This is a genomic window from Neisseria mucosa (assembly GCF_013267835.1).
In the GTDB taxonomy this organism is placed as follows: domain Bacteria; phylum Pseudomonadota; class Gammaproteobacteria; order Burkholderiales; family Neisseriaceae; genus Neisseria.
The window spans coordinates 1,903,015-1,927,074 of record NZ_CP053939.1 but is presented as its reverse complement, the minus strand read 5'-3'; the positions used below and the strand labels follow the sequence as shown (position 1 = coordinate 1,927,074).

Annotated in this window: 21 protein-coding genes; 19 read left to right on the top strand and 2 right to left on the bottom strand. The window is 53.7% G+C overall.

Annotated elements, in window-relative coordinates; all coding sequences use genetic code 11:
- Positions 1 to 4 precede the first annotated feature (4 nt).
- The 9 genes from rfbA to FOC66_RS09165 all read left to right on the top strand — a co-directional run bounded on the left by rfbA (position 5) and on the right by FOC66_RS09165 (position 11,483).
- Positions 5 to 871 (top strand): glucose-1-phosphate thymidylyltransferase RfbA, encoded by an 867-nt coding sequence (gene rfbA, locus FOC66_RS09205; RefSeq protein ID WP_003747969.1) that lies wholly within the window; start codon positions 5 to 7, stop codon positions 869 to 871.
- 53 nt (positions 872 to 924) lie between these two features.
- A complete protein-coding gene (rfbC, locus tag FOC66_RS09200) occupies positions 925 to 1,467 on the top strand; it encodes a dTDP-4-dehydrorhamnose 3,5-epimerase (RefSeq protein WP_036493968.1) in 543 nt (180 codons plus the stop codon).
- A gap of 55 nt (positions 1,468 to 1,522) precedes the next feature.
- Positions 1,523 to 2,644, top strand: a complete 1,122-nt coding sequence (locus FOC66_RS09195; RefSeq protein WP_003747965.1) for a stealth family protein — start codon at positions 1,523 to 1,525, stop codon at positions 2,642 to 2,644.
- Between the two features lie 43 nt (positions 2,645 to 2,687).
- On the top strand, positions 2,688 to 4,712 hold the full coding sequence (locus tag FOC66_RS09190; protein WP_003747963.1) for a capsular polysaccharide biosynthesis protein: 2,025 nt from the start codon (positions 2,688 to 2,690) through the stop codon (positions 4,710 to 4,712).
- Positions 4,713 to 4,848: 136 nt separating this feature from the next.
- Complete coding sequence (locus tag FOC66_RS09185) at positions 4,849 to 6,108, top strand: capsule biosynthesis protein (RefSeq protein WP_003747962.1); 1,260 nt, start codon at positions 4,849 to 4,851, stop codon at positions 6,106 to 6,108.
- 359 nt (positions 6,109 to 6,467) lie between these two features.
- Complete coding sequence (locus FOC66_RS09180) at positions 6,468 to 7,874, top strand: tetratricopeptide repeat protein (RefSeq protein WP_003747960.1); 1,407 nt, start codon at positions 6,468 to 6,470, stop codon at positions 7,872 to 7,874.
- Between the two features lie 216 nt (positions 7,875 to 8,090).
- The gene (gene gltS / locus FOC66_RS09175) at positions 8,091 to 9,305 is read left to right on the top strand and encodes a sodium/glutamate symporter (RefSeq protein ID WP_003747957.1); all 1,215 of its coding nucleotides are present in this window, start codon (positions 8,091 to 8,093) and stop codon (positions 9,303 to 9,305) included.
- A gap of 105 nt (positions 9,306 to 9,410) precedes the next feature.
- Complete coding sequence (locus FOC66_RS09170; protein ID WP_003747955.1) at positions 9,411 to 10,433, top strand: lysozyme inhibitor LprI family protein; 1,023 nt, start codon at positions 9,411 to 9,413, stop codon at positions 10,431 to 10,433.
- A gap of 54 nt (positions 10,434 to 10,487) precedes the next feature.
- On the top strand, positions 10,488 to 11,483 hold the full coding sequence (locus tag FOC66_RS09165) for a S49 family peptidase (RefSeq protein ID WP_003747953.1): 996 nt from the start codon (positions 10,488 to 10,490) through the stop codon (positions 11,481 to 11,483).
- Between the two features lie 189 nt (positions 11,484 to 11,672).
- Here the strand turns inward: FOC66_RS09165 and pdxA are convergent, their stop codons facing one another.
- Both pdxA and FOC66_RS09155 read right to left on the bottom strand, forming a co-directional pair.
- Positions 11,673 to 12,677, bottom strand: a complete 1,005-nt coding sequence (pdxA, locus tag FOC66_RS09160; RefSeq protein ID WP_003747951.1) for a 4-hydroxythreonine-4-phosphate dehydrogenase PdxA — start codon at positions 12,675 to 12,677, stop codon at positions 11,673 to 11,675.
- Between the two features lie 156 nt (positions 12,678 to 12,833).
- Positions 12,834 to 13,364 (bottom strand): cytochrome b, encoded by a 531-nt coding sequence (locus FOC66_RS09155; protein WP_003747948.1) that lies wholly within the window; start codon positions 13,362 to 13,364, stop codon positions 12,834 to 12,836.
- 233 nt (positions 13,365 to 13,597) lie between these two features.
- Between FOC66_RS09155 and FOC66_RS09150 the strand changes: the two genes are divergently transcribed.
- The 10 genes from FOC66_RS09150 to waaA all read left to right on the top strand — a co-directional run bounded on the left by FOC66_RS09150 (position 13,598) and on the right by waaA (position 23,933).
- The gene (locus tag FOC66_RS09150; RefSeq protein ID WP_036493927.1) at positions 13,598 to 15,127 is read left to right on the top strand and encodes an ABC transporter permease; all 1,530 of its coding nucleotides are present in this window, start codon (positions 13,598 to 13,600) and stop codon (positions 15,125 to 15,127) included.
- 108 nt (positions 15,128 to 15,235) lie between these two features.
- Positions 15,236 to 15,799, top strand: a complete 564-nt coding sequence (locus FOC66_RS09145; RefSeq protein WP_003747943.1) for a hypoxanthine-guanine phosphoribosyltransferase — start codon at positions 15,236 to 15,238, stop codon at positions 15,797 to 15,799.
- Between the two features lie 57 nt (positions 15,800 to 15,856).
- Positions 15,857 to 16,285 (top strand): PTS sugar transporter subunit IIA, encoded by a 429-nt coding sequence (locus tag FOC66_RS09140; RefSeq protein ID WP_003747942.1) that lies wholly within the window; start codon positions 15,857 to 15,859, stop codon positions 16,283 to 16,285.
- A 43-nt stretch (positions 16,286 to 16,328) separates the two neighbouring features.
- Positions 16,329 to 16,598, top strand: coding sequence for an HPr family phosphocarrier protein (locus FOC66_RS09135; RefSeq protein ID WP_003747940.1), 270 nt, complete (start codon positions 16,329 to 16,331; stop codon positions 16,596 to 16,598).
- Positions 16,598 to 18,361, top strand: a complete 1,764-nt coding sequence (ptsP, locus tag FOC66_RS09130; RefSeq protein WP_003747937.1) for a phosphoenolpyruvate--protein phosphotransferase — start codon at positions 16,598 to 16,600, stop codon at positions 18,359 to 18,361. Before FOC66_RS09135 ends, ptsP begins: the two co-directional genes overlap by 1 nt.
- Positions 18,362 to 18,879: 518 nt before the next feature.
- Positions 18,880 to 19,995, top strand: a complete 1,116-nt coding sequence (locus FOC66_RS09125) for an ABC transporter substrate-binding protein (protein WP_003747935.1) — start codon at positions 18,880 to 18,882, stop codon at positions 19,993 to 19,995.
- Between the two features lie 116 nt (positions 19,996 to 20,111).
- Positions 20,112 to 21,158 (top strand): FecCD family ABC transporter permease, encoded by a 1,047-nt coding sequence (locus FOC66_RS09120; RefSeq protein ID WP_003747933.1) that lies wholly within the window; start codon positions 20,112 to 20,114, stop codon positions 21,156 to 21,158.
- A gap of 10 nt (positions 21,159 to 21,168) precedes the next feature.
- The gene (locus tag FOC66_RS09115) at positions 21,169 to 21,936 is read left to right on the top strand and encodes an ABC transporter ATP-binding protein (RefSeq protein ID WP_003747931.1); all 768 of its coding nucleotides are present in this window, start codon (positions 21,169 to 21,171) and stop codon (positions 21,934 to 21,936) included.
- 164 nt (positions 21,937 to 22,100) lie between these two features.
- A complete protein-coding gene (locus FOC66_RS09110; protein WP_003747929.1) occupies positions 22,101 to 22,532 on the top strand; it encodes a plastocyanin/azurin family copper-binding protein in 432 nt (143 codons plus the stop codon).
- Between the two features lie 138 nt (positions 22,533 to 22,670).
- Complete coding sequence (gene waaA, locus FOC66_RS09105) at positions 22,671 to 23,933, top strand: lipid IV(A) 3-deoxy-D-manno-octulosonic acid transferase (protein WP_003747927.1); 1,263 nt, start codon at positions 22,671 to 22,673, stop codon at positions 23,931 to 23,933.
- The last annotated feature ends 127 nt before the right edge of the window (positions 23,934 to 24,060 follow it).

Sequence of the window (24,060 nt, the reverse complement as noted above, 5' to 3'; positions counted from 1 at the left end):
ACCCATGAAAGGCATCATCCTTGCCGGCGGCAGCGGCACACGCCTCTACCCCATCACGCGCGGCGTATCCAAACAACTGCTGCCCGTGTACGACAAGCCCATGATTTATTATCCCCTGTCCGTATTGATGCTGGCAGGAATCCGCGATATTTTGGTCATTACCACGCCTGAAGACAATGCCTCTTTCAAACGCCTGCTCGGCGACGGCAGCGATTTCGGTATTTCCATCAGCTATGCCGTGCAACCCAGTCCGGACGGCTTGGCACAGGCATTTATCATCGGCGAAGAATTTATCGGCAACGACAACGTCTGCTTGGTTTTGGGCGACAATATTTTCTACGGCCAATCGTTTACGCAAACATTGAAACAGGCCGCCGCCAAGATCCACGGCGCAACCGTATTCGGTTATCAGGTCAAAGATCCCGAGCGTTTCGGCGTAGTCGAATTTGACGAAAACTTCAACGCCCTGTCTATCGAAGAGAAACCGCAACAGCCCAAATCCGATTGGGCGGTAACCGGCTTGTACTTCTACGACCAACGCGTCGTCGAGTTCGCCAAACAAATCAAACCGTCTGCCCGCGGCGAATTGGAAATTTCCGACCTCAACCAAATGTATTTGGAAGACGGTTCATTGTCGGTGCAACTTTTGGGACGCGGTTTCGCATGGTTGGACACCGGCACCCACGAGAGCCTGCACGAAGCCGCCTCATTCGTCCAAACCGTGCAAAACATCCAAGACCTGCAAATCGCCTGCCTGGAAGAAATCGCTTGGCGCAACGGTTGGCTTTCCGATGAAAAACTGGAAGAGCTGGCGCGCCCGATGGCGAAAAACCAATACGGCCAATATTTGCTGCGTCTGTTAAAAAAATAATGTTTGAGGCCGTCTGAAACTTTTCAGACGGCCTTTAGATGAAAGATAAAACGATGAACATCATTGATACCGCCATTCCTGACGTAAAACTGCTTGAGCCGCAAGTCTTCGGCGATGCGCGCGGCTTTTTTATGGAAACCTTCCGCGACGAGTGGTTCAAAACCCAAGTCTGCGAACGCACCTTCGTGCAGGAAAACCACTCCAAATCCAGCAAAGGCGTATTGCGCGGCCTGCACTATCAAACTGAAAACACACAAGGCAAACTCGTGCGCGTGGTTGTCGGCGAAGTATTCGACGTAGCCGTCGATATGCGTAAAGACTCCCCCACGTTCGGCAAATGGGTAGGCGAGATCTTGTCCGCAGAAAACAAACGCCAACTGTGGGTACCCGAAGGTTTCGCGCACGGCTTCTATGTACTGAGCGATGAAGCCGAGTTCGTCTATAAATGCACAGACTATTACAACCCCAAAGCCGAACATTCGCTGATTTGGAATGATCCGACCGTCGGTATCGACTGGCCGTTGCAAGGCGAGCCGAACCTGTCGCCTAAAGACTTGGCAGGCAAAGTATTGGCCGAAGCAGTCACGTTTGGATAACTTCAAAACATAACAGAATCAACTGTTTCTATTTTGTAGTATTAGAAAGTTTCAAATGAATTTAAATAAAATTAGAAAATTTTTTAGAGAGCCCCATATTTTCTTTAGGGATTTTCTAAATAAACGCTTTCCTCCTTATAATGTAGAACAGCCTATTCCTGAAACTGAAGAATTCACTCTGATCAATGCAGATGCCAATCTTGCATCACTCACAGAAAACGTTTTGCCAAACTTTCCCATCGATGTTGTTTTTACTTGGGTCGACAATACCGATAAAGCATGGCAAGAACAGTATTACCGTACCCTGCAACCCATTGATCAGGAAGATATCGGCCTGTATGCGACCGACCCTGCCCGCTTTTCCAACCATAATGAACTTTTTTATTCAGTACAGGCCGTACAGAAGTTTATGCCGTGGGTCCGCAATATTTTTATTGTAACGGCGGATCAAAAACCCAAATGGTTAGATGAAAACACCCATTCTAAAATTAAATTAATCAATCATTCGCAAATTATTGATGCCAAATACTTACCAACGTTCAATTCCCACGTTATTGAAGCAAACTTATATAAAATTCCAGATTTAAGTGAACATTTTATTTATTTCAATGATGATGTTTTTGTTGCAAGACCACTGACGCCTAACCACTTTTTTGAAAATAATGGCTTGGCTTCCCTATTTGTTGCCAATAAAAGTTTTCAAAAAATGCGTCAACGGGGTCTAATCACACCGACATTGACCGCATCAGAACACGCATTAAAGCTCTTAAAAAGACATTATCCGACAATTAATATCAATACACCGTTGGTACATACTTACGTTCCACTACGGAAAACATCCTTTCAAAAAGCATGGTCATTATTTGAAGATGAAATAAATTCTTTTCTAAATAACAAGGTACGCTATAATTCTGAACTCAATATGGCCAGTTTTTTAGTACCTTGGTTGATGTACCTTGACGGATATGCCACACCGAAACGTGAAATTTGCTACTATTTCAATATACGCAGTTCACACGCCCAGACTCAATATAAGAAATTGTTATTCAAGAAAAAATACCTTCATATGCCCCACTCCTTCTGCATTAACGATTCAAGCAGTAATAATGCGGATAAAAACTATGCCCTACATTTCCGTAATTTTATGGACACTTACTTTGAAATAGAGGCAAAATAAATTTTCACATTAATGATATTTAATAGATAACATAATAATTTAAATGATTTTTTCAACATTCGGCCTATTTAAACAACGTCTCTTGCTAACCAAATTTTTAGACAAAATTTCAACGGATAAGACCGCAGTATTTTGGGGCAAGAAACATCCCAAACGCAGAAAATTAGCACATATCTTAAGATTGCCCCTGCTCAATCTTGAAGACGGCTTTTTACGTTCAGTCGGACTGGGTGTCGTCGGTTATCCGCCCTACTCCATCGTCTATGACGATATCGGCATCTACTACGACACCACGCGTCCTTCGCGTTTGGAACAACTGATTCTTGCCGCCGATACCATGCCGTCTGAAACCTTGGCTCAGGCTCAGCAGGCGATGGATTTCATCCTGAGACATCATCTATCCAAATACAACCACGCGCCCGAACTTTCAGACGATCATCCTTTACGTTCCCCATCCAAGCCTGAAACTGTCCTCATCATCGACCAAACCTTCGGCGATATGGCTATCCAGTATGGCAGCGCAGACGCCTCTGCGTTTGAACTGATGTTTCAGACGACCTTGAATGAAAACCCGCAAGCCGATATCTGGGTCAAAACCCATCCCGATGTTTTGTGCGGCAAAAAACAAGGCTATCTGACCCGGCTGGCGCAGCAACACCGCGTCCATCTTCTGGCAGAAGACATCAATCCGATTTCTTTGTTGCAAAACGTCGATAAAGTTTATTGCGTTACCTCACAAATGGGTTTTGAGGCGCTTTTGTGCGGCAAACCGCTGACCACCTTCGGCCTGCCGTGGTATGCCGGATGGGGCGTAAGCGACGACCGCCATCCTGAAATCAACCGCCTTGTCCAAACCCAACGCCGCGCCACCCGCAACTTGCTGCAACTCTTCGCCGCAGCCTATCTGCAATACAGTCGCTATCTCAACCCCAATACCGGCGAAGCAGGCAGCCTCTTGGATGTTATCGACTATCTGGCGACGGTCAAACGCAAAAACGACAAATTGCGTGGCGAGTTATATTGCGTCGGCATGTCTTTGTGGAAACGCGCGGTTGCCAAACCGTTCTTTAACGTACCTTCATGCCGTCTGAAATTTATCTCTTCCACCCAAAAACTGGCCGGGGTCAAACTGTCCGACGATGCACGCATCCTTGCCTGGGGCAACGGCAAAGAGGCCATCGTCCGTTTTGCCGAACAACGCCACATCCCCCTGCTGCGCATGGAAGACGGCTTTATCCGCTCGGTCGGACTCGGTTCTAATTTAGTCCCGCCGCTGTCGCTCGTTACCGACGATATGGGCATTTATTTCAATGCCGAAACCCCGTCCCGTCTTGAACACATCCTGCAAAACCAAAACTTCGACGATCAAGACTTTCAGACGGCCTTGAAGCTGCAAAAAATGCTGACCGAAAACCACATCAGCAAATACAACGTCGGCAGCTCAGACTTCACCGCCCCGTCAACCGACAAAACCGTAATCCTCGTTCCCGGCCAGGTTGAAGATGATGCGTCTATCCGCTACGGTTCGCCCCAAATCTACCGCAATCTGGATTTGCTCCGTACCGTACGCGAACGAAACCCCAACGCCTATATCATCTACAAACCGCATCCCGATGTAGTCAGCGGTAACCGTATCGGCCATATCTCCCCTGAAGATACGGCACGATATGCTGACCAAACTGCCGAACAAGCCGACATCCTGACTTGTCTCCAACACGCAGACGAAGTTCACACCATGACTTCGCTGACCGGTTTTGAAGCCCTGTTGCGCGGCAAAAAAGTCAGCTGCTACGGTCTGCCTTTTTACGCAGGCTGGGGGCTTACCCAAGATCTGCTCCCCATTCCGCGCCGCAGCCGCAGGCTTGAGCTTTGGCAGCTGATTGCCGGCACGCTCATCCACTATCCCGACTACATCCACCCCGAAACCCATCAGGCCATCAATGCGGAAACTGCAGCCCAAATCCTGATACGACAAAAAAATATGCAAAAAAACAACAACGGATTACATCGTGGGTACTTTGCCAAAAAATTAGGTAAAATCAAACAACTATATCGATCTTTTAAATAAATGCCATCAAAATTAACAATATGTCATAAACCGGCTTCAATTGCGACATCATTGCTTTTGCATCGTTAATACGCTTGGCGTATGCTTAAAAGTTCAACCCAAAACTATTACACAAAAAACAAAATCACATTGCGACATGAAACAGCCCGTCCTCCAAAACAACCTGCAAAGCCTGCTTGAAAGCGCAGAAAACATCCTGCTGCTTCAAGGCCCTGTCGGCGATTTTTTTCAGCGCCTCGCCGGCTGGCTGACCGCAAACGGTAAAACCGTACATAAATTCAACTTTAATGCAGGCGACGACTATTTTTATCCGCCTACTCAAGCGCATACCGTTGCATTTAACGACAGCTACGATGCCTTTCCTGAGTTTTTGCAAAAATACATCGTTCAACATCACATCCAGGCCGTTGTCTGCTTTGGCGACACACGTCCCTACCATCTCCTGGCCAAACGAATTGCAAACGAAAACCAAGCCAGTTTCTGGGTATTTGAAGAAGGCTATTTCCGCCCCTACTACATCACCTTAGAAAAAGACGGCGTCAACGCATTTTCTCCGTTGCCGCGCCGTGCCGACTTTTTTCTGGAACAATTCCCCAAACTGGCCCAGCAAGAATACAAAGCGCCGACACCGGTACGCGGCGGGTTTACGCCCATGGCCAAAAACGCCGTCCGTTACTATATCGAATTGTTCCGCAACCCGAACAAATACCCGAACTACATCCACCACCGCGCATCCAATGCCGGCCATTACCTCAAACTGTGGTCGATCTCCATCCTCAAGCGTTTGAACTACTATATCGAAGACATCCAAATCGCCAAACGCGTGGAGGCGGGCAAATACGGCAAATTTTTTATTGTTCCCTTGCAGGTATTCAACGACAGCCAAGTCCGTATCCATTGCGACTTTTCCAGTGTCCGCAGCTTCCTGCTCCATGTTTTAGCCTCCTTTGCCGCGCATGCGCCTGCCGATACCAACCTCATCATCAAGCATCATCCGATGGACCGAGGCTTTATCGACTACTCGCGCGACATCAAGCGCTTTATCAAAAAACACCCCAAACTCAAAGGCCGTATCACTTACGTCCACGACGTCCCCCTGCCCGTTTTCCTGCGCCACGGCCTCGGCATGGTTACCATCAACAGCACCAGCGGCCTGTCCGGCTTGATCCACAACATGCCTGTCAAAGTCCTCGGCCGCGCCCATTACGACATTCCCGGCATAACCGACCAAAATACCTTGGCAGAATTTTGGAATCATCCGACGCCGCCTGACAGCGACCTGTTCCATGCCTACCGTATGTACCACCTCAACGTAACCCAAATTAACGGCAACTTCTACAGCCAGGTGTTTTTCCCTGACAAAAAAACCTCTGACTCTTCCACTCTGACAACCTGACTTAGCAAAAATAATTCAGGCCGTCTGAAATGTTTTTCAGACGGCCTGAAACAATCAATCCCCTAACACCGTCATGTAAACAAACCATAAAAAACCGCATTTATCATTAACAATAAATTACAAAAACAGTATAATGACCAAGCTGTCATGAACGCATGCCGACTCAAGCCGAAAGCTTTGTAACGTACTGAATAGAGATGTTTTCCCAGGAAAATAATACAACAAGCCAAACATCTTTAAAGGCAGACCGCTAAGGCAACTGCAAAACTGTGCCAAATCCTATTTTTTACAAAGCCATCGACCGGCATCGCCGCCTATATGCCGCAGCACCCGTCTTCCACTTTATCCGCCCGCAAACCATGACCGCCGCTCCTGAAATCCTCTACCGGCAAGCCGCCGCCCTTTTGGAACAATCCCATACCGCCCAAGCCCTGCCCCTGTTGCAACAGGCGGCAGAGCAGGGTTATGCGGAAGCTGCTTTCGTATTGGGCAACCATCTGCTGCAAAACGGCCAACCGGAGCAGGCACTTTCATGGTTGGAAGCCGCCGCGGCCCAACGCCATCCCAAAGCACTCTTCTCCCTGCTGCAACAGCGCGAACACAACGGCACCCCGACCGGACAGCTCCTCAACGAATATGCTTGGCTGGGTGAGCAGGGACACCCAGAAGCCCAATTAATCCTCATGCGTTACCACGCGCAACGTAACGACCCACAATCCCTCTACTGGGCGGAGCTTGCCGCCGCCCGATATGCCGCGCCCGCGTATTACCATCTGGCGCGCCATCATCAACGCCAAGGCGACGTTGCAACAGCCGTCGAACAATACGAAAAAGCGGCCGCCCTCGGCGTGACTGCCGCCTGTTGGCAACTCGGTCAAATCTACTTCTACGGCACAGGCATCAGTCCCGACCACGCACAAGCTGAACAATACCTCGAACAAGCCGCGCAAGCCGGCCATATCGCCGCACAAACCCTGCTGGCCGACCTTCTTGCCGCCCAACGCCGACCCGAAGCCTTGGAATGGTATCGTCGTGCCGCCGACAAGGAACAAGCGGAAGCTCAAGCCAAGCTGGCCCAATACGCCCTGACCGGCGAACTTTCCGAACGAGACCCGTTCCAAGCGGCACGCTACGCCAAAGCCGCCGCCGAGAAAAACCATCCCGAAGCCCTGAAAATCATGGGCGACCTCTACCGCTACGGCCTCGGCATCAAAGCCGACAACCATGTCGCACATGATTACTACCACCGTGCCGCTACGCTGGGTTCTGCCGCCGCCGCACAAAAACTTGTCAGCGATGCCGCGCTGTACCATCCGCAACAATACGAACAAATCAAAACAGCCGCCCTGCAACAGCAACAAACCGAGACCGCATATCGCTTGGCGGAAGCACAGGCCCGCGCCATCGGCCGTCCTGCCGACTACAATGCCGCGCGCAAAAATTACATGGAAGCGGCCGAATTCCACCACAAAAACGCGGCGGCAGCCTTGGGCCGCATCTACCATTACGGCCTCGGCACGGCGCAAGACCCTCGGGCGGCCGCCCACTGGTACGCCATTGCTGCCGAACAAAACCACCCTTCCGCCCAATACCACCTCGCCTGTTTTTACTATCACGGGCAAGGTGTAAGCTGCCATGTCCCGACTGCCTGCTACTGGCTGCAGGCCGCCATCGGCAACGGGCATACCTCGGCCGGGTTATTAACATCCCTCTTGGAACAATGGCGCCGCGAAGCGCATCATGCCATCGGGAAAAAGGCCGTCTGAAAAGATTTACACACGCATTTTTTGACAATCTTTAACTATTCCCCTAATATTTGCCAGTTATTTTTCACGGACAAGCCATCGTTTTCATTTCTTTTCGGAAACACCTTGTCCGCGCATCAATACCATGACACTCGGCGGATAACGCCAAGCGTTGAAACACACTGCATCCGGAAAGAAACGGATACTCGGAAAAACATTTCTAGGAGGTGAAACAACATGGAATGGGAATTCAACAGTTATTACACACTGATTGCCGCCACGCTCGTGTTGCTGGTTGGTAAATTTCTGGTTCAAAAAATCAAATTCTTACGAGACTTCAATATTCCCGAGCCGGTCGCCGGCGGTCTGGTTGCCGCTATCGTCCTGTTCGCCCTGCACGAAGCCTACGGCGTCAGCTTCAAATTTGAAAAACCGCTGCAAGATGCGTTCATGCTCATCTTCTTTACATCCATCGGTTTGAGCGCGGACTTCTCCCGTTTGAAAGCGGGCGGCCTGCCTTTGGTTATCTTTACCGCCGTGGTGGGTGCATTCATCATCGTCCAAAACTTCGTCGGTGTCGGCTTGGCGAGCGCATTGGGCTTGGATCCGCTGATTGGCCTGATTACCGGTTCGATTACCCTGACCGGCGGTCACGGTACAGCCGGCGCATGGGGTCCTGACTTTGAAAGCAAATTCGGCCTGACCGGCGCTACCGGATTGGGTATGGCTTCCGCCACCTTCGGCCTGGTATTCGGCGGCCTGATCGGCGGTCCCGTTGCCCGTCGCCTGATCAACAAAATGGGTCGCAAACCTCTGGAAACAAATAAAAAACCAGTTGACAACGACCAAACCGACGACGTCTTCGAAAAAGCACAACGTACCCGTCTGATTACGGCTGACTCCGCTGTCGAAACACTCGCGATGTTTGCCGCATGTTTGGCTTTTGCCGAAATCGTCGACGGCTACGACAAAGCCTTCTTCGACCTGCCTAAATTCGTATGGTGTCTGTTTGCCGGCGTGGTCATCCGCAACGTCCTGACTGCAACCTTCAAAGTCAATATGTTCGACCGCGCCATCGACGTATTCGGTAACGCCTCCCTGTCGCTCTTCCTCGCCATGGCTCTTTTGAACCTGAAACTGTGGGAATTGACCGGTCTGGCAGGCCCGGTAACCATCATCCTGGCCGTACAAACCGTCGTGATGATTCTGTACGCAACCTTCGTTACCTACGTCTTCATGGGCCGCGACTACGACGCCGCCGTCTTGGCAGCCGGCCACTGCGGCTTCGGTTTGGGCGCCACCCCGACTGCCGTTGCCAACATGCAGTCCATTACCCAAACTTTCGGCCCTTCGCACAAAGCCTTCTTGATTGTGCCTATGGTGGGCGCGTTCTTCGTTGACCTGCTCAACGCCGCCATCCTCTCCGGCTTCGTCAGCGTCATCAAAGGCTGATACGTCCGACATAGAAAAGCACTTGCCGCATTTACTTGCAGCAAGTGCTTTTGCTATGATAGGCACGTCAGGCCGTCTGAAAGGCCGTCACCTTCAGGAGTACACATGTACAAAAAAACCGCTTCCGTATTGATTTTAAGCACGATTCTGCTTGCCGCATGCAGCAAAGAAGAGCCCAAAGCCGCACTTGATTGCGCCCAACCGGCCACACTGCAAAACATCCGTACCACCATCGAAGACACCCTCAAACAACAAGCGCGCTCCTTTGCCCGCAATGACAACCGCCAATTCGTCGATGCCGACAAAATCATCGCCGCCGGCCTCGAATTAGAAACCCTGCTTGAAGACCCCAAAGAAACCGAAGACGACGGCAAAGCCATCTGCCGCGCCAACCTCAAAATCCGTATTCCCGACACCATCCTCAAAACAGCCATAGACAACAGCCCGCTGATTTACGGCAGCACCCCGTTGGCCGACATGCTCGAACAAAAACTGATGGGCAGCAACCTGACCTTTGAAAACAACACGTTCAGCACCACCCTGCTCTACACCCCCGACAAAGACGGCAAACCGGTTTTCGAAGACAATACCCTGAGTTCCACCGCCCAAACCCTTTCCGCCACCCTGCTGCCCTACGGCGTGAAAAGCATCGTCATGATAGACGGCAAACCCGTGTCCAAAGAGCAGGCCATCAAACTGCTGCAAAACCAAAACACGGAAGAACCGCCCACCCTCAATCCGCAAGACATCCTTGAAAACAACGCCACCAGCCAGGCTGCCGGCCTGACCGATGACGGCGACGATTCAGATTACGAAGTCCTGCGCCCCGACCATGAAACCCAACGCAACGAGCCGCCCGGCCTCAGCCAAAGCGAACTTGACAACGCGCGCGCGCAAAACCGTCAGGCGGACGGCGAGATCAACGACCTCTGGGGCGGCATGGACAGCGACGTCAAACAACAAATCCTCGGCGAGCAACGCGCCTGGATTCAAAGCAAAAAACTCAACTGCCAACAAGCCGCCGCGTCTGCAGACAACGCTGCACAAGCAGAATACCTGCGCCTGCAGTGTGAAACCCGCATGACCCGCGAACGCACGCAATACCTGCGCGGCTATTCCATCAACTAAAACCGATCAGGCCGTCTGAACATTCAGACGGCCTGCACGAAAGTACATCACATCATGCAATACCGAATCCACCGTGAAGGCGATGCCCAAAACACACCCTCTTCAGCCTCCACCCCCGTCGACAACTGGGAGCGCAACACCCTGCGCGAAGTCCTCCTCGCCGCCTACCAAGAACAACGCCGCGCCCGCATTTGGCGCAACATCTGGCGCGGCGTCGCCGTCCTCATCTTCCTCAGCCTGATTTTCGGCCTTGCGGAAGAAGAAGGAAAAACCACGTCGGTCCAAGCCCGCAGCGAACACACCGCCGTTATCGACCTGACCGGCGAAATCGGCAACGACATCGACGACCAAGTCCAAATCCTGCGCGACAGCATGGAAGCCGCCTACGAAAACGGCAACGCCAAAGCCATCATCATCCGCGCCAACAGCCCCGGCGGTTCGCCTGTCGTGTCCAACACGGCCTTTAACGAAGTCCGCCGCCTCAAAGCCGAACACAAAGACATCCCTGTTTACCTCGTTGCCGAAGACATGTGCGCTTCCGGCTGCTACTACATTGCCGCCGCAGCCGACAAAATCTACGCCGACCCTTCCAGTATTGTCGGCAGCATCGGTGTGATCGGCGGCGGTTTCGACTTTACCGGCCTGATGGACAAAGCCGGTGTCAAACGCCGTCTGAAAACCGCCGGCAGCAACAAAGGCATGGGCGACCCTTTCACACCTGAAACCCCAGCGCAAACCCAAATTTGGGAAAGCATGTTGGGCGATATCCACCAAGAATTCATCAAAGCCGTCAAACTCGGCCGTGGTGCAAGGTTGAAAGACAAACAGTATCCCGACGTTTTCAGCGGCCGCATCTACACCGGCAAAGAAGCCAAACAAGTCGGCCTGATTGACGACTTCGGCAGCATTTACAGCGTTGCCCGCGATGTTGTCAAAGCCCCCGAGCTGGTCAACTACACGCCGCAAGACGATTTCAGCAAAATGCTCAGCCGCCGCTTCGGTGCGGAAGTGAAGGCCAAAGTCAAAGAAACTTTGTCTGAAATTTGGTAAACCAAAAAACCAAAAGGCCGTCTGAAACCCAAATCATGGAGCTTCAGACGGCCTTTTTTATATCGTTTTTCAAATAAAACGCTGATTATTGTCCAAACATTTATCGGCTTCATCAAACCGACAGGCAAATATCCCTGATGATGCTGTTACAGGAACACATTACGCCTGCAAACAATTAACCTCCACGTTTCAGACGGCCTGTTTCTGCATATTGTGCGCCATATCGAGCGCGGCGAGGACGGCGGTCATCAGGCTGCCGGAATCGGCTTTGCCCGTGCCTGCCAAATTCAAGGCCGTGCCATGATCGACGGAGGTGCGGATAAAGGGCAGGCCGAGGGTGATGTTCACGCCTTCGCCGAAACCGGCGTATTTGAGCACCGGCAGGCCTTGGTCGTGATACATGGCGAGGACGGCATCGGCATCTTTAAGCAGGAAGGGTTGGAACACGGTATCGGCCGGATAAGGGCCGCGCGCGTCTATGCCTTCGGCCTGCAGGGCATGAAGCGCCGGAATAATGGTGTCGATTTCTTCGTGTCCCAAATGGCCGCCTTCGCCGGCGTGGGGATTGAGGCCGGTAACGAGGATGACCGGTTTGGCTATGCCGAACTTATGGCGCAGGTCGTGTTCAAGAATGCGGACAACCGACTCGATTAAAGGCTTCGTGATGGCGGCGGAAATGTCTTTCAGCGGCAGATGGGTGGTCACCAGCGCCACACGCAGGCCGCCGCCGGTCAACATCATGACGACTTGTTCGGTATGGCTTTTTTCGGCGAGGTATTCGGTATGGCCGCTGAAAAAGCCGTTGCCTGCGTGGGCATCGTTGATGATGCCTTTGTGCAGCGGCGCGGTTACCATACCGGCAAACAGGCCGTCTGAAATGCCCTGATACGCCGTATCCAGCAGCCGGAGGACATACGCGGCATTGACAGGATTGAGTTCGCCTGCCCGACACTCGGCATCTAAAGGAATATGCAGGACTTCGAGTTCGCCCTTAGGCAACGGTTCAGCCGCTTGGGCTTGAAAGTCGCGCAAGATGACGGACTTGCCAAGCTGTTCGGCCCTTTGCGCCAACAGGTTTTTGTCGCACAAAACAACGGGGCGGCAAGGAAGGTCGGCGAAAGCCAAATCGAGGCAGATGTCGGGGCCGATGCCGGCCGGTTCGCCGGAAGTGATGGCGAGAATGGGAGCAGTCATGGTGTTTCTCGGTATGGTTTACAGTATTTAGACAACGTCAGGCAAAATGCCTGCCCTACTTTTGCAGATTAACACAAATACAAAAAGGCCGTCTGAAAACAGTTTCTGCTTGGTCAAACTGTTTTCAGACGGCCTTGGCTGTTTACCGTTTTACACTTAAGAACGGCGGCCGATCATGCGGTACAAAACGTCGTGGCCTTGAATGCGGTGGACAACAACCATGGCGATGTGGCCGGCGACAAGCGCAAAAAGCAGCCAGCCGAGTTTGCCGTGCGCCATATTGCCGAGGTTGGACATCCATTCGATTTTCTCTGGCGAACCCTGCATCACTTCGACACCGAATACTTTCAACGGGCCGCGGCCGCCGCCGTATTGGCGGATCATGCCGATAACGGGAACGGCAAGCATGAGGACGTAAAGGGCAAGGTGGCCTGCTTTGGCGGCAAAGCTGTCGGCGGCAGGACGTTTGGATGCATTGAGCAAAGCCCAAACAATACGCACGGCAATCACCAGCAGCGTGATGAAACCGATGGATTTATGCACGCCGAAGAGCGATTTGACCCATTCTTCGCCATCGTAGATGGTCCAAACGGTAATGGTGGAGAGGATGCCGATGAAACCGAGTACGGTCAGCCAGTGCAACGCGCGCGCGACGGCATCGTAGGTTTGTGGACGTGTAGCGGTCATAATGTTTCCTTGTTTTTGATTTGTTTGTTTTTTTGAATCGGCGACATTGTAACAAAAATGCCCAACCAATTATGTTGTCTTTTTGAAGGGATTTCGTAAATGTTTGGAAAATCTGAAGAAACGGCGGTTTTATCCGTAAGGCTGCCCAGGCCGTCTGAAAACAAGGGCAGGAATACCACCTTCTATGCCGAACTCGGGCTAAAATAGGCGTTTTTATTCTCGGGTACGCATCGATGCAGGTTTGGATTCGGCGGTGTGCGCTGTTGCTTCTGCCTTTGGGTTTCTTGGCGGTCATGGTGGCCGCGCCTTTGCTGTCGCTGGCGTTTTACGACGGCGAGGGCGCTTGGGCGGAAGTGGTGGCTGATGACTATATGCGCCTGCGCTTGGGCTGGACGGTGGCGCAGGCAGTTTTGACCTGCGTCTTGGTTACAGCTTTGGGCGTACCTGCGGCGTGGGTGCTGGCGCGGATGGACTTTGCCGGACGGCGCACGGTTTTGCGCCTGCTGATGCTGCCTTTTGTGATGCCGACTTTGGTGGCAGGCATGGGCGTACTGGCCTTGTTTGGCGCACACGGCATACTGGCGGCAGGTTGGCAGGACACGCCGTGGCTGCTGATTTACGGCAATGTGTTTTTCAACCTGCCGGTTTTGGTGCGCTCGGCGTATCAGGGATTTGTGCGTGTGCCGCAGGCGCGGTTGCTCTCGGCGCAATCGTTGGGCGCGGACGCGTGGCGGCGGTTTGTCTGGGTCGAATGGCCGGTGGTGCGTGCATGGGTCGTCGGCGGCGCGTGCTTGGTGTTTTTATATTGTTTTTCAGGCTTCGGGCTGGCCTTGCTGCTCGGCGGCGAGCGTTTTGCAACGGTGGAAGTGGAAATCTACCGGCTGGTGGCGTATGAGTTGGACATGGCGCGTGCGTCGGTGTTGGTGTGGCTGGTGCTGGCGGCTACGGCGGCGGCAGGCGGTTTGTATGCGTATTGGAGTAAGCGCGTGGCGGTGGATAAGTCGGTCTCACCTTTGCCTCCGCGCGCGCCGGTACGGGCTTGGGAAAAATGGCTGACGGCAACGGTATTGGCCATGTTGGTGCTGTGCTGCCTGCTGCCTTTGGCGGCAGTGTGGCTCAAGGCGGCAGCGGCAGGCTCTTCGTGGGTGGTTTTGCTGGAAGCGCAAACGTGGGCGGCTGCGTGGAACACGATCCGTTTCTCTGCGGCAGCGGTGGCGGCGGCGACGGTTTTGGGCGTGCTGTATGCGGCGGCGGCACGGCAAATGGCGTGGTTGCGCGCGCTGATGTTTTTGCCGTTTATGGTGTCGCCCGTGTGCATCGCGTTCGGCGTATTGTTGCTCTATCCGCAGTGGACGGCTTCGCTGTGGCTGCTGACGGCGACTTACGCGCTGTTGGCGTATCCGTTTGTGGCCAAAGACGTACTGGCCGCGTGGGACGGTTTGCCCAAAGATTACGCGGCGGCGGCGCGCACCATGGGCGCAAACGGTTTTCAGACGGCCTGTTATGTAACCGCGCCTTTATTGAAACCGGCTTTGCGGCGCGGCCTGACTTTGGCTTCGGCAACGTGTATCGGCGAATTTGCGGCCACATTGTTCCTGTCTCGCCCCGAATGGCAGACGCTGACCACCTTGATTTACGATTATCTCGGGCGCGCCGGTGCGGACAATTACGGACGGGCGATGGTGTTGACGGCGGTATTGACCGCTTTGGCTTTGGCGGCATTTTTGCTGGTGGACGAAGCGGAAGGGCAAAAGGCCGTCTGAACGCGTTTGGCCCTAATCCTCCCTTCCCATGCGCCATTGCGGCCTGTATCGAAAATTGATTGAATCCGCTATATAATTTGTTTTTAACCGTACCCAACACGACCTATCATGACCGACTTAGAAACCAAACGCCTTGAAACCCAAGCCATGCTGGACAATGCCGACTTGCTGTTTGACCAAGAACAATGCCGCGCGGCCCTGCAAAAAGTTGCCGACGACATCACCCGCGACTTGGCCGACAAATATCCCCTGCTGCTGCCTGTCATGGGTGGCGCGGTGGTGTTTACAGGACAGCTGCTGCCGCTGTTGCGCTTCCCTCTGGACTTTGACTACGTCCACGTTTCCCGCTACGGCGATAAACTCGCAGGCGGCGCGTTCAACTGGAAACGCATGCCCGACCCCGAGCAAATCAAAGGCCGTCATGTCGTCGTTTTGGACGACATCTTGGACGAAGGCCACACCATGGCCGCCATTCAGGAAAAACTGTTGGAAATGGGCGCGGCAAGCTGCCGTGCGGCCGTATTTGCCAACAAGCTGATCGACAAAGAAAAACCGACCCAAGCCGACTATATCGGTTTGGACGTGCCCAACCGCTACGTCTTCGGCTACGGCATGGATGCCGCCGGCTGCTGGCGCAACCTCGGCGAAATCTACGCCTTAAACAACAAATAAAACCAAGGCCGTCTGAAAGGTTTTCAGACGGCCTCAAACCAACACTAGGAACACATCATGATCGGCCTGCTTATCATCACGCACGAAACCATAGGCGAAGCCTACCAAGGGCTGACCCACCATTTCTTCCCCAACGGCTTTCCCGAAAACGTCCGTATTCTCGGCGTTCAACCCAATGAAGACCAAAACGACATCATCAACAACGCCATCGCCGCCTTGCAGGAATTTCCCGACAACCGCGGCGTACTGATCATGACCGACATCTTCGGCGCCACCCCGTGCAACGCCGCACGCCGGCTGGTGCGCGAAAATAAATCCGCCATCCTGACCGGCCTCAACGCCCCGATGATGATTAAAGCCATCCAATACTCATCACAAGCCGAAAACCTCTCCGACTTCACCGAAACCGTCAAAGAAGCCGCCATCCGGGGCATTTTCGCCATTACATCCGCACCCGAAGACCTGGTGTGCAAAGAAAACGGCTAAGGCCGTCTGAAACCATTCACTTTACAACCATTAGGGGAAATCCATGCTCAAACAAGAAATCGAAATCATCAACAAACTCGGCCTGCACGCGCGCGCCTCCAGCAAATTCACCCAAACCGCCTCCCAATTCCAAAGCGAAGTCTGGGTCACCAAAAACGGCAACCGCGTCAACGGCAAAAGCATCATGGGCCTGATGATGCTGGCCGCCGCCAAAGGCACCGTGATTGAGCTGGAAACAGACGGCGCAGACGAAGCCGCCGCCATGCAGGCGTTGACCGACCTCATCAACGACTACTTCGGCGAGGGCGAATAATGAGCATCGTCCTACACGGTGTGGCCGCAGGCAAAGGCATCGCCATCGGCCACGCCCACCTCATCACGCGCGGCGCGGCGGAAGTTCCCCAATACGACATCGATCCCGACAAGCTCGAGGCCGAAGTCGCCCGTTTCGACAACGCCATCAAAGCCACACGCAAAGAACTGGAACAATTGCGCAGCGCGATTCCCGAAAACGCCCCGACCGAATTGGGCGCGTTCATCTCCCTGCACCTGATGCTGCTGACCGACGTCACCCTCTCGCGCGAACCCATCGACATTTTGCGCGAGCAGAAAATCAACGCCGAATGGGCTTTGAAACTGCAAAGCGACAAGCTTGCCGCCCAGTTCGACAGCATCGACGACGACTACCTGCGCGAACGCAAACAGGACATGCTCCAAGTCGTCCGCCGTATCCACAACAACCTTGTCGGCCAAAGCAACGAACTTAACCTCGCCGGCAACCTGTTTGACGACACCGTCCTCATCGCGCACGACCTCTCGCCTGCCGATACCGTATTGTTCAAAGAGCAGCACATTACCGCCTTCGTGACCGATGCCGGCGGCCCGACCAGCCACACCGCCATCTTAGGCCGCAGCCTCGACATCCCGTCCGTCATCGGCCTGCACAACGCCCGCAAACTCATCACTGAAAACGAAATCGTCATCGTCGACGGCATCAACGGCACCCTCATCATCGATCCCGACGAAGTCGTCCTCAACGAATACCGCCGCCTCGCCCGCGAATACCGCAGCCACAAGCGCGAACTCAACAAAATCAAAAAAACCGCCGCCACCACGGCCGACGGCATCAACATTGAGTTGCTCGCCAACATCGAATCCGCCGAAGACATCAAAGCCCTGCACAACTTCGGCGCAGACGGCGTCGGCCTGTTCCGCAGCGAATTTCTTTATCTCAACCGCGACACCATGCCGTCTGAAGACGAGCAATACGAAGTGTATAGCGCGATTGTGAAAAAGATGAAAGGCAAAAGCATCACCATCCGCACCGTCGATTTGGGTGTCGATAAAAATCCGCGCTGGTTCGGCCAAAACAGCTCGCCCAACGGCAGCCTCAACCCCGCACTCGGCCTGACCGGCATCCGCCTGTGTCTCGCCGAGCCGGTCATGTTCCGCACCCAAATGCGCGCCATCCTCCGCGCCGCCGCACACGGCCCCGTGCGCATGATGTGGCCGATGATTACATCCATTTCCGAAGTGCGCCAATGCCTTATCCATCTGGACACGGCCCAACGCCAACTCGCCGAACGCGACGAAGCCTTCGGCCCGGTCAGCATCGGCTGCATGATTGAAATCCCGTCCGCCGCCATGACCGTCGGCAGCATCCTCAAGCTCGTCGATTTCATCTCCGTCGGCACCAACGACCTGATTCAATACCTCTTGTCGGTCGACCGCGGCGACGACAGCGTCAGCCACCTTTACCAACCCGGCCACCCTGCCGTTCTCAAAACGCTGCAACACATCATCCGCACGGCAAACCGCATGGAAAAAGGCGTATCCATCTGCGGCGAAATGGCCGGCGATACCGTCTTCACCCGACTGTTGCTCGGCATGGGTCTGCGCCGCTTCTCCATGAACCCCAACAACCTGCTTTCGGTTAAAAACATCATCCTGCACAGCCACACCGGCCATCTCGAAAACGATGCCGCCAAAATCCTGCGCTGCGAAGACCCGGAAAAAACCGAGAAGCTGATTAAAATCCTCAACCAAAGCGAACAGGCGGAATCGCAGGCCGTCTGAACCTCTAACAAGGGCGTGTTTCGATACACGCCCTTTTATTTGTCCCCATTTTGGGCTTACACCCGATTCTCCCTCAAGCTCCCTTCTTCCCTATTTCGCCATTTCAAAAACCAACCTTTTTCACTTTTTTCAAACACTGCTTACAGGCCGTCTGAAAAATATAGGGCGCAAGTGAAATAAAACTTTTATGCCCACACCAAAGGCCGTCTGAACCCCGAATCGCAAGGTTTCAGACGGCCTGCTGTATTCAACCGGATACCTTTTATTTTTTGCAATAAAAAACCCTTTGCCTATCCATTTCAGCTACTGTCCACTATGGATTTAGGTACCCCATATCATTCCTTTTAACTAGGTCTTCAGTACACCCAAGCCCTATATAAATACTATCCATTTGTTTTAATGATGCAACTTTTTATTTCGAAATATGTCTACTCACTCGTTTCACTTGAAAAAAGATTCAATACCTTGTAAATTTATAAAAAGATAATGGTTATCATAATATTTTAAAGGAATAATTCATGAGATTTACGCAATTTTCTGCTTTGATTGCCGCCGCAGCTTTATCAGTCGGCTCCGTATCCGCTTTTGCCAAACCGGTTCAGCTGACCGATACCGTCGGCCGTAAGGTAACCGTCGACCTGCCTGCCAAGCGCGTGGTTTTGGGCTTCTACTACCAAGACTACATGGCAATCGGCGGTAAAACCGCGCTGGACAACGTCGTCGGTTTCTCCAAAGCAGTTTGGGCCGACTGGGCGCCGCCAAGCTGGGCGGCATTCAGCAAAGCCGTGCCTAAACTGAATCAGCTGACCGACGTGGGCGAAGTGGAAGTCGGCACTTTCTCGATTGAGAAAGTATTGGCGCTGAAACCCGATTTGCTGGTTTTGGCCGAATGGCAATACAAGGCTTTGGGTTCCGATCTTGACCGCATCAACAAAGCCGGTATCCCCATCGTCGTGTTGGACTACAACGCGCAAACGGTCGCCAAACACGTTCAATCGACCAAACTCATCGGCACGCTGACCGGCCAGCAGCAAAAAGCCGACAAACTGGCGGCAGACTACAAACGCGTTGCCGACACCATCCAGGCGCGCGTGCAAAAAGCCAACCTGCCCAAGCCTAAAGTCTATGTCGAGTTCGGCAACAAAGGCCCTGCCGAGCACAGCGTTACCTTCGGCAAGAGCATGTGGGGTTCGATGGCGACACTGGTCGGCGGCAACAATATCGCCGCCTCTTCGGTCGAATTCTACGGCCCGATCAATCCTGAAAAAGTATTGGCTGCCAAACCTGACGTTATCGTGATTACCGGCCGTGAAACCGAATTGAAGAAAAACCCTGCCGCCATGGTGATGGGCTGGGGCATTCCGAAAGCCGAAGCGGAAAAACGCTTGGCCGGTTTTGCCAAACGCGCCGGCTGGGCCAACCTGCCTGCGATTAAAAACAACCGCCTCTACGCTGCCTACCACGCCAACTCGCGCACGCTGTCCGACAGCGCGTCGATTCAGTTTATGGCCAAAGCGATTTATCCGCAGTTGTTTAAGGATTTCAACCCTGAGAAAACCTATCTGGACTTCTACCGCCAAAACCTGCCGGTTGTACCGAACGGTACGTTCTACCTGTATCCGAAAGGACAATAAGGTAGTTTAGATTTTCAGACGGCCTTTTAAATCGGAAGGCCGTCTGAAATTTTTGCGGAAGAAAAAGGCAAACCCGTTCTCCCCTTTCACAACACTCTTTTTTAAAGGTTTGAAACATGAATGATTCGGTTGTCGCCGAGATTGTGAAAAACCAGCGCAAGTTGGAAAGCAAGCGTTGGTTGATTGTTTTGATGTTTTTAATCATCGCGGCGGTCAGTTTCCTATTCGACATCGCCACCGGCCCGGCGATGACGGACACACTGCCGGTCGGCGAAGTGGTCAATGTTTTGCTGGGCAAACCCGAAGTCGATGAAATGAACCGCCTGATTGTGATGGATTTGCGCCTGCCGATTGCGGTAATGGCGCTGGTGGTCGGTGCGGCTTTAGGCGTCGGCGGTGCGGAAATTCAAACGCTCTTGAACAACCCGATGGCCAGCCCTTATACGCTGGGCTTGGCGGCGGCGGCAGGTTTGGGCGCGTCGGTGGTGATTGCGTTCGGCGGTTTCGGGTTGCCTGAAACAGTAGCCGTCCCCATTGGTGCGTTTGTGATGACCATGCTGGCTTCGGGCATCTTGTTTCTGTTTGCCTCGGCGCGCCGCTTCAACTCGGCGATGCTGGTGCTGGTGGGGATTGCGCTGTTGTTTCTGTTTCAGTCGATTTTGTCGCTGATTCAATTTATTGCCGCGCCTGAGATTTCGCAGCAGATTCTGTTTTGGCTGTTCGGCAGTTTGACCAAGGCGACTTGGGAGACGGTCATCGTTACGGCGGCGGTTACGGCGGTATGCGTGTTTCTGCTTTCGCGCGACGTGTGGAAGCTGACCGCGTTGCGCTTGGGCGAGGAACGCGCCGTCGGGCTGGGCATCAATCTGCAACTTTTGCGCCTGAAAACGCTGGTGTTGGTGGCGGTGATGACGGCGACGGCAATCAGTTTCGTCGGCGTGATCGGCTTTATCGGCTTGGTCGCGCCGCATGTGGCGCGGATTCTTTTGGGCGAAGACCAACGTTTCTTCCTGCCCGGCGCAATGCTGGCGGGGGCGGCGTTTTTATCGGTGGCGAGCGTGTTGTCCAAGGTAATTATCCCCGGCGCGCTGTTTCCGGTCGGCATCGTTACGTCGTTTGTCGGCGTGCCGTTCTTCTTCTGGATTGTATTAACGAAACGATAGGCCGTCTGAAATGTTGAAACTTGAAAACGTACACATCCGGCGCGGCGATTATGTGGTCGCCGACAGTATCGATTTGACGCTGGAACAAGGCAAAGTCTATTCCGTGCTCGGCCCGAACGGCACGGGCAAATCCTCGCTGATGAAAACGATTTTCGGCGAAGTGGCGCACAAAGGCACCATCCGCTACGGCGACGAAATGTTGAGCAAAATCCACCTGCAAAGCTGGCGCAAACGCATAGGCTATATGTCGCAGGACACCGCCGCCGAAGCCTCGCTGACCGCGCTGGAAGTCGTGCTGCTCGGCCGCATGGACGCGCTGCACATGCACGTCGGCGACGAACTGCTGCACGAAGCCGCAAGTATCATGGCGGAGCTGGGCATCAGCCACTTGGCGCACCGCGACGTCATGCGGCTTTCCGGCGGACAGCGGCAGCTTGTGATGTTTGCCCAAGTCATGCTGCGCCGCCCCGAAATCCTGATGCTGGACGAACCGGTCAGCGCGCTGGATATGCACCACCAGTTGAACCTCTTGGAGCGCGTGGTGCAATACACGCACGAACACAATCTGGTTACGCTGATGGTCTTGCACGATTTGAGCCTCGCCGCGCAGTTTTCAGACGGCGTGATTTTGCTCGGCGAAGGCAAAGTACAGGCGCAGGGCGCGCCGCAGGACGTGTTGCAGGCGGACATGATAGGTAGGCTATATAAAGTGGATATCGAACTCTTATACGACAGCAAGGGCCTGCCCGTTATCCGCCCGATGCGGCAGAGTGCGTAACTTAACCGTTTCTGAAATGTCGGATTGAGCATCCAGTCTGCGCTCTCCCTGCAACTTATCCCCTCTCCCGCGGGAGAGGGTTAGGGAGAGGGCGGTAAGCCCAAGGCTTGCCTCTCCGACTCATCAGCCCGACCCATATTTTTATCCTTAGAAAGGACTCCCCCATGAAAAAATCCCTCTTCCTCCTCATGCTGACCGCTTCCCTCGGCGCATACGCCGCCAACCACGAAGTTAAAATGCTCGACAACGGCAAAGACGGCAGCATGGTGTTCGAACCCGGCTACGTCAACGCCAAAGTCGGCGACACTGTTACCTTCAAAGCCGCCAACAGCGGACACTGGGTGCAAAGCAAAGCCCTGCCCGAGGGCGTTGCCGACTTCCTCTCCGAAGACGGCAAAGACTTCACCCTCAAACTCGACAAGGAAGGCGTATACGTCTATACCTGCCCGCCGCACCGCATGATGAACATGAGCGGCGTGATTCAGGTCGGCAAGCCGGTGAACAAAGCCAAAGCGCAAGCCGTTGTCGATGAAATGGAAAACCGCGCCATGCAAAGCAAAGGCCGTCTGAAAAAATATATGGCGCAAGTGAAATAAACGCGTTTATGCCTGCATTAAAGGCCGTCTGAAACCTTTCAGACGGCCTGTTTCCTTTGCGTAAAACACGCATCAAAGCTATATCTTCCGTTTCAGTTTCCGATAAAATAGGCCTATTCCGACACAAGACCCGTAAGCATGATACGCCGCCTTTACGCCACGCTGTGGCACCTCGCCCCCTTCCTGATCCGCCGCCACCTGCGCCGCCGCGCCCTCAAATCCCCAGCCTATCTCGAGCATTGGGACGAGCGTTTCGGGCAGACGTATCCCAATCCCGTGCAACGCCCGATTTGGATACACGCCGTATCCGTCGGCGAAACGCGTGCGGCCGAACCTTTGGTGCAGGCATTGCGCCGCCATTTTCCCGACTCGCCGTTTCTGATTACCCAAATGACGCCGACCGGCCGCGCCACCGCGCAATCCCTGTTCCCCGATGCGCAATGCCGTTACCTGCCCTACGACAAATCCGAATGGGTCGCCCGATTTTTAGCCGAACACCGCCCCATCTGCGGCATTTTGATGGAAACCGAAATCTGGCCCAACCTGATGCACGGCTGCAAAGAAGCAGGCATTCCCCTCTTTCTGGCCAACGCGCGCCTCTCCGAAAAATCCCAACGCGGCTACCTCAAAATCCGCAAACTGGTCGAGCCTGCCATGCAGACCCTCTCCGGCTGCTTTGCCCAAACCGCCGCCGATGCCGAACGCCTGCACCTGATCGGCGCGTCCAACGTCCACGTCTGCGGCAACACCAAATACGACATCGCGCCCCCCGACGACCTGCGTCCGCTTGCCGCCGCCTTTAAAGAACGCATCGGCGCACGAGCCGTCGTCGTCTGCGCCAGCACGCGCGTGTACAAAGGCACAGACGAAGCCGAGCTGCTCCTCAAAGCATGGCAGGGCTATCGCGGCAAAGCCTTGCTGGTCATCGTCCCGCGCCACCCTGAAAACTTTCAGACGGCCTACGATACCGCCAAATCGCTTGGTTATACCGTGCAAAAACGCAGCGACGGACAACCCGTTTCCCCCAATACACAGGTTTGGATAGGCGACAGCATGGGCGAACTTGCCGCCTACTATCTCAGCGCAGACATTGCCTTCGTCGGCGGCAGCCTCGTCGATGCCGGCTGCCAAAACATCATCGAACCCATCTCCTGCCGCGTCCCCACCCTCTTCGGCTACTCCAACTACAACTTCGCCCAAGCCTGCAAAGGCGCAGTCGAAGCCAAAGCCGCCGTCCGCGTCGAAACCACCGAAGCCTGGTACAGAACCACGCGCCAATACCTCGACGACGAAACGCTGCGCCAACAGCTGATCAACCACACCGAGCAATTCATTTCGCAACATCAAGGTGCCAGTGCCAAAATTGCCAAAGCGATTGCAGATTGTTTGAATCAGCGTTAAACAATAAAAAACCGCCTGTTCATGACAAACAGGCGGAAACTGAAAAACAGTTTTTTGTTTTCAGCCGTTTAATTGACTAAGAGCAGGAACAGGGTTAAGATAATCCTAACGACTGTCCGCAGTCTCA